Source organism: Actinosynnema sp. NPDC023658 (genome assembly GCF_040639995.1).
Lineage (GTDB): Bacteria > Actinomycetota > Actinomycetes > Mycobacteriales > Pseudonocardiaceae > Actinosynnema.
In genome coordinates this window covers 1-1,184 of sequence record NZ_JBFAAX010001398.1, presented here as the reverse complement: position 1 = coordinate 1,184, position 1,184 = coordinate 1, and the positions used below count along the sequence as shown (strand labels likewise).

Below are 1,184 nucleotides of genomic sequence, written 5' to 3'. Positions count from 1 at the left end.
CGTGTTCGTGCTGTTCTCCGGCCTCGGCGGCTTCGCGGTCGACGGCTGGATGCTCATCGCGTCCCGGTTCATCACCGGTCTCGCGGCGGCGTTCATGACGCCGGCCGGCCTCTCGCTGATCACCACCAACTTCGAGGAAGGCCCCAAGCGCAACCGCGCGCTGCTCTGGTACGCGGGCACCGCGGCGGGCGGCTTCTCCCTCGGCCTCGTCGTCGGCGGCCTGCTGACCGCGCTCGGCTGGCGCTGGGTGTTCTTCGCGCCGGTCATCCTGGCGGCCCTGATCTTCGTGCTCGCGGTCAAGCTCATCGAGGACGACCCGGTGACCGACCGCAGCGGCCAGAAGTTCGACATCATCGGCGCCGTCACCCTGACCGGTGGCGCCAGCGCCCTGGTGTGGACCGTCGTGCAGGCGCCCGAGGTCTCGCTCACCTCGACCCTGCTGACCGGCCTGCTGGGCGTCGTCCTGCTCGGCGCGTTCGTGCTGACCGAGCTGAAGTCCGCCTCCCCGCTCGTCCGGCTCGGCATCCTGCGCAACGCCAGCCTCGTGCGGGCCAACATCGCGACCGTGCTGTTCGCCGGGTCGTTCTTCGGCTTCCAGTTCATCACCGTCCTCTACCTGCAGGACCTGCGCGGCTGGACGGCGATCCAGACGGGCGTCGCGCTGCTGGTGATCGGCATCGACTCGGTGCTCGCGCCGACGCTGACGCCGAAGCTGGTCGACAAGTTCGGCAACATGAAGGTCATGTTCGTGGGCATGGTCCTGGCCCTGGTGGCCTACGCCCTGTTCCTCGGCACCCCGGCCGACGCGAACTACTGGACCGCGATGTTCCCGACCATGCTGCTGCTGGGCCTGGCGTTCACCCTGGTCTACGGGCCGCTGACGATCGTCGCGGTCGAGGGCATCGCGGACGAGGAGCAGGGCCTCGCGGGCGGCATCTGGAACACCTCGTTCCAGTTCGGCGCCGCGCTCGGCCTGGCCGTGGCGACCTCCCTCAGCGTGGCCGCCTCCGACAGCGAGGAGAGCCTGCTGGAGGGCTTCCACTCCGCGTGGGTGCTGCCGGTGGTCGGCGCCGCCCTGGCGCTGGTGGTCATCGCCACCGGCCTCGGGAGCAGGAAGGAGACGACGGCCCACGAGGCCGTGCCCGCGACTTCCTGAGACCGAGCGAGAGAGATCCGGTTCGAGG

1 protein-coding gene is annotated in these 1,184 nt (G+C 70.1%); it reads left to right on the top strand.

Annotated features, from left to right (window positions below; translation table 11 throughout):
• Positions 1–1,156: MFS transporter (locus tag AB0G02_RS41300; protein WP_360806347.1), on the top strand; the 1,156-nt coding region annotated here is incomplete at its 5' end.
• Between the last annotated feature and the right edge of the window lie 28 nt (positions 1,157–1,184).